Origin of the sequence: Microcystis sp. M53602_WE12 (assembly GCF_030065455.1) — a bacterium.
GTDB lineage: Bacteria > Cyanobacteriota > Cyanobacteriia > Cyanobacteriales > Microcystaceae > Microcystis > Microcystis aeruginosa.
The window spans coordinates 1-5847 of record NZ_JASJFB010000548.1; the positions used below are offsets into that span (position 1 = coordinate 1).

Here is a 5847-nt window from a genome sequence, read left to right on the forward strand (position 1 = left end):
GGGGGACTAAGGGTAGGGTTGATTCATGAATCAACCCTACTATGAATCAACTCTAGGACTAAGGGGGGATCGAACCTAAAATCCATTTTTAATTTAATTATAACCAGCTACTTAATCGATTGATGGGCAATGATATGGATGAAGAAACCAAGTATTATCTAATCGCTTGTGGGACAAAGGATTACAACGCATTCGAGCAATTACCCAGCGTCGAGACGGATTTAGAATTGGTGAACAGTCTGTTTACCAGTGGTTTTGGATATGAAAGAGTTCTGCCAAGTTTACACTTGAATCCCACAACTAACGATCTTAAAAAATTATTCCCTGATTGGCTTCGGGATAGAGAGCGACATGGAACGAAAAATATTCTTATTTTTTACTATTCCGGTCATGGCGAATATTGTCAAGGTGATGGACATTATCTCATACTGGAAGACACAAATAGTGACGATATACCTTCAACGGCTTTACCGACTCAAGACTTAGTTCGTCCTATTAAAAATAAGCAAGTAACCATCTCTCAAGTTCTCTATATTATTGATACTTGTTACTCCCAAAGTGGTGCGGGAGATATTATAAAATTCGTTAGCGATGCGATAAAACAATATGAAGCGGTTCAAGGAGCTAATATAGCTATTCATGTTATGGCAGCTTGTAGGTCAAAAGATACAGCGATCGAAGGCGTTTTATCCCGATCGCTGCAACAAGCTCTCGATGATATAGAAGCGATCGATTTTTATTCCCACTCTGGATATGTCGATCTAGGTTGGTTGGTTCATAAAATGAACCAAAATGTTGACAGTAATCAGCGTGTTAATTATTCTGCGCTAGGAATTGAAACCCATGCTATCTTTTTTCCTACTTATCCTAAAGCTGACCAAAAATGGGAAAATCAACGATTTAATTTAATCGAAAAACTTTTCAATATTTTAAATATTAATTCCGATAATAGTTTATTCTTAATCAACTCTTTTCTGTTAGTCTATGAGGATCCCAAATCGTCATCTATTTCAAACATACAAGAGCTTATAGAAAAACTAAAAGATTTGTCTAGTAAGCCAGTTAATCAAGAAATATGTCCTTTGATTTTATTTTCTGAATGGTGCAGATTGAAGTTATTTAAGAATGAAACCCTAGATATTGCTGAAGATATTGATACTTGGAAAGGTGAAGCTATTCGATATAGGGATGGTGTGCAGTTAGACACAATCAAAAAATATGCGAGAGAATTGTGGGATAAATTTAATAAAAATATCGAACTAGAAGGAAGAATACAAATTGTAATCTCACCCGCAATTGATAAACATAATAATACTGGCTTACAAACAGAATATTTTCATGTAAATACGATGTTTTTTGTGGGAATAAACAATAAAATTAAGTTATGGAATATCTATAAAAAAGAACAAGGTTTTATGATAGAAGAAATGCAAGATAGTTTCTATCAGGTAATTCCTGAAATATTTTACTATTTACCCGATCGAGCGAGACTAGAGATTGAATTTTTCCTTCCATTTGCTTTGCTGAAACACTCCCTAGAAGATATTAAGTTTAGAACCGGTGAGGGGCCATCTATCGGATACGAGTATCCTGTTTTTATTAACTCCTTCGATCGCTATTTCGATGAAGATTTCCGAGAAATACGCGACAAGATCGAGGAGATCAAGAGAGCTTTATGGGAAAATAATAGCGATCTTGACCAGAAACATTACTACATCGGAACCGAACCATCGATCGCCGATCTGGAAGAGATCGTGGAATCCCTGCCGATCGCCGTCTGGAGTCGAAACGCCAATCAACCGATGACAGATAACGATCTAAAACCCTCGGAATGGAAAAACTGGCCCGATAAGATCAAAGAATTACGCAGAAACGAGCGAAAAATCGCCCTTTTCTGGGACGATCTATACCCCAAACCCGCCCCGAGACCGAGACCTCTAAACACGAGAGTGGTGGAATCCAATGGCCAATAAACCAGTTACCAAAGCAGAAGAACTTCGCATCTATCGGGGTTTGACCCTGAGCGCGAACAGTTTACCCACACCCGAAGAACAAAGAAAACACCTCGATCGCATCCCACCGCCACCCCCTTGGCGCAGTTTTAGCCTGTCCCCGGAAGAATGGACAAAAGCGGCAAAATCGCAGGAAATACCGCCCGAACAGGGAAAAATCGACCCTAGGGCTTTAGGATTCGTCGCGGATAAGAAAGCGGTGGAATTGGTGAATGCTGCCCTCTGTTTGCGTCGTCCCCTACTGATTGAGGGCAACCCCGGCGCCGGCAAGACTTCCCTGGCCTACGCAGTTGCCCGGGAATTGGGACTACCCGGCCCCTACCGTTGGTCGATCGTTTCCCGCACCACCCTTAAAGAGGGTCTTTATGCCTACGATGCGATCGGACGGTTACAGGAAGCTTCCCTACAAAGACAGAAAGTGGGAGAGGGGGGAAAGTACGAGGAACCAGATATCGGCAGCTATCTAAGATTAGGTCCCATGGGGATGGCTTTTTATCGATCCCTTCCAGGACGACCGGCGGTGCTGCTAATTGATGAGATCGATAAAAGCGATATCGATATGCCTAACGATCTCCTCCATATTTTCGAGGAGGGATTTTTTGAGATCCCAGAATTGACACGATTAAAAACCGGCGACCAATCCGTTCTTCCCTATCGCGGTCAACAGGACGACAGCGAGGAAAAAATCCCGATCGATCGAGGTTGTGTGTCTTGTCAGGAGTTCCCCCTAGTATTCATGACCAGTAACGAGGCCCGGGAGTTTCCCCCCGCTTTCCTGCGTCGATGTTTGCGTTTAAGACTCGAACAACCCGACAACGAGGATGATTTCTATCGGATACTAGAGCAACGTTTCCCCCCGGAGAGCCTGAATCAATTGGAAAAACCGGCCAGAGAACTAATCCGGAAATTTCTCGATCGAATTAAACGCAAAGACAAACTAGCCACCGATCAACTGCTCAACGCGGTCTATCTGTTACTACAGGGAAACGACCTCACCGACCCCGATAGCAAGCTGCTAGACACCATCTTTAAATCCTTGCAAGGGTAGGGGGAGAGATGGAAGGGAAAAAAGCCATCTGGTGGGAAGACGAGAGGGAAATGGCAGAACTGATCTGGTGCGCTGCTTACCTCGATCGAATTATCGCGCCTTGGTCGATCGAGCAGTCTGAACATTCGGAAGCGAACTCATCTAATGATCAGGAGGATAACCGGTCATCCGGCAGCGGTGAAAAAACCCCTCCCCCCGGAGCGATCGAGCCAACGCTCCCCGTTGCCTATCCCGAAAACATCGATCGCCAGACGCAGACCTCCCGGAAGCGCGATTCGGTCGAGAGCGATCGTTCTTCTCCCGTTCGCGTCCCCGATCCCTTTCCGATACCCGAACCCACCGCCATCAGTAAGGCAATTCTCCCCCTAGCGCGTCGCGTGCCTGGATTACGGGCCGACGAGTTGGATATCGAGGTTACAGTGGAACGGACGGCCGAAGCGGGGGGATTACCGATGCTCGCTTTCCGACCCCCCCTAGAACGTTGGTTAGAGGTTCACCTGTTGATCGATCGCTCTCCCCCGATGGAATTTTGGGGAGATCTAGCGGGGGGAATGACCACTCTCTTCCGTTGGCAAGGCTTTTTTAGGGATGTGCGGGTTTGGTGGTTCGAGACGGGTGAAAATGAAGCTCGTTTGCTTTCTGGTGCGGGGCAAATCGAACGGAACCCTCGCAGTCTGGTTGCACCCTCTGGAAACCGACTTTTTATCGTCCTAACCGATACTTTGGGGAAAGCTTGGCGATCGAGGTCTGCCTTCGCCACCCTAGCGGATCTGGGCAAAGAACACCCCGTCACCATCGCTCACATTTTCCCGCAGGAGCTATGGCAACGAACCGCTTTAGAGGGAGCGATCCTCCGGCCTTTGATCGCACCGGGTCCCGCTTCTGCCAATGCAATACTGCAAGTGGGGGAAAGACTCCGCACGAAGCAGATTCTCTATCGGTTCCCCATTTTCAATCTATCCCCTGCTCACTTTGCAACCTGGGCGAAATTTATCGCTGGGAGCGGTGGTAACTCCATTCAGGGGGTTTTAATGGGAGCAACCACTGCGGGGGTGAATATGGGTGAAACCGGAGAAGAAGAGGCAGCCGCTCCGGAAGCGGAACCCCCGGAAGAGTTATTGAGAGGCTTTTTAATCGATGCCAGTCCCTTGGCCCGAGAACTGGCTAAAGTGCTGGCGGCCGTTCCCCTGATTCCTCCGGTGATGCGATTGGCACAGCGGCGATTTTTACCCGATAGTAAACATTGGCATCTAGCGGAGGTCTTTTTTAGCGGACTGGTCGAAAAATCTACCTTTAGTCCGGAGGGAGCGACGGTTCCGGATGCTTGGTACGATTTTTACCCCGGCATTCGTCAGCTACTGTTGGCAGATAGTGCCGCTAGACGCACGATCGATATTTGGCGCGGCATCGGCGATTATATTCGCGACCATTACGGCGAATTTCGCGATTTTTCGGCTCTAATCCCCAATCCACAGGGTTCTCTAGCGGATGCAGTCAGCGATCGCTCTCTCTATTTCGCTGAGGTGGACGCGGCTGTTCTCCGCACTTGGGGGGGAGAGTACGCCGATATCGCCCAAAACATCGAGGAGAGAGTGAGGCAGCGAAAACAGGAAATCTTGACCCCGGAAAAACTCCTAAAATTCCCCTTCGAGACCCTATACGTCAATAAACGGGGAATAATTACCAAAAGAGAATCCCTGGAGGCCTACTACTACCAAGAACCCCTAGGTAAGGGAATCGAACCCCTGACTATGGTTGCTATCCCGGGGGGCGAATTCCTGATGGGTTCACCGGGAGAAAAGGGCGATTCCGAGTTTGAAAAACCCCAACACCCCGTGAGCGTCAGTGCCTTCTACCTGAGCCAGACTCCGATTACCCGGGCGCAATGGCGGTTCGTGGCCCACCTACCGAGGGAGGGAAAAGACCTCGATCCAGACCCCGCGCGCTTTAAGGAAAGCGATAACAACCCCGTCGAGTCCGTGAGTTGGTACGATGCGATCGAATTCTGCGCCCGTCTGTCCCGTCACACGGGAAAAAATTACCGTTTACCGAGTGAGGCCGAGTGGGAATACGCTTGTAGAGCGGGAACAACCACTCCCTTCCACTTTGGCGAGACGATCACGGCAGAACTGGCGAATTACAATAGTTCAGAGGTCTATCAACAAGAAAAGGCGAAAAAATCCCCAGAGAAAACCACCCCCGTCCGCTCCTATCCCCCCAACGCCTTCGGGCTGTACGATATGCACGGGAATGTTTGGGAGTGGTGTTTAGATCCGTGGCACGGTGATTATCAAGGTGCACCGCCCACAGACGGGAGCGTTTGGGACGAAAAAAATATTGATAATCGTTATCAAAACTTATTAAATAGTATAAATGAACTCTTGACAGATAACCGATATTGTGTATTGCGGGGCGGTTCCTGGGGCTTCAATCCTGATGGCTGCCGTTCCGCGGTTCGCTACTTCCGCTACCGCCGCGACCTCCGCAGCTACGGTTACGGTTTTCGGGTAGTCTGCGTATTCGGGAGAACCCTGTAACCCTTTTCCCCTTTTTTTCTCTCTTTTTCCTCATTCCCTTTTCTGGAATTTTTTTAGGCAGGCTATAGTACAAGTGTATTGGTTGGGGGGTCAATTACCTGGGGGGTTTGATCCCCCCTGCCCCCCTTGATAAGCTATCCCTTATAGGGATCTTTCTTAACAATTTTTGCAGTAAGCACTCCAACCCTTATCCTGACTTGATTTCAGTTTTTTCTTTGTCAGTAAGGGTGTCAACAAGGAATATTACAAA

General features: G+C 47.6%; 3 protein-coding genes. All 3 read left to right on the forward strand.

Annotated elements, in window-relative coordinates:
* Positions 1-122 precede the first annotated feature (122 nt).
* Genes PX482_RS17670 through PX482_RS17680 form a run of 3 tightly spaced genes read left to right on the forward strand, consistent with a single transcriptional unit; the run spans position 123 to position 5597 of the window.
* Positions 123-1973, forward strand: coding sequence for a VMAP-C domain-containing protein (locus PX482_RS17670; RefSeq protein WP_353852213.1), 1851 nt, complete (start codon positions 123-125; stop codon positions 1971-1973).
* Entirely contained in the window at positions 1963-3060 is a 1098-nt protein-coding gene (locus PX482_RS17675) for an AAA family ATPase (protein ID WP_288122784.1), read from the forward strand. Before PX482_RS17670 ends, PX482_RS17675 begins: the two co-directional genes overlap by 11 nt.
* Positions 3061-3068: 8 nt before the next feature.
* Positions 3069-5597, forward strand: a complete 2529-nt coding sequence (locus PX482_RS17680; protein ID WP_288095858.1) for an SAV_2336 N-terminal domain-related protein — start codon at positions 3069-3071, stop codon at positions 5595-5597.
* The last annotated feature ends 250 nt before the right edge of the window (positions 5598-5847 follow it).

What these genes read in the sequence shown, in the direction of transcription:
- PX482_RS17670 (WP_353852213.1), top strand. Translation starts at nt 123, where the DNA reads ATGGGCAATGATATGGATGAAGAAACCAAGTATTATCTAATCGCTTGT.
- PX482_RS17675 (WP_288122784.1), top strand. Translation starts at nt 1,963, where the DNA reads ATGGCCAATAAACCAGTTACCAAAGCAGAAGAACTTCGCATCTATCGG.
- PX482_RS17680 (WP_288095858.1), top strand. Translation starts at nt 3,069, where the DNA reads ATGGAAGGGAAAAAAGCCATCTGGTGGGAAGACGAGAGGGAAATGGCA.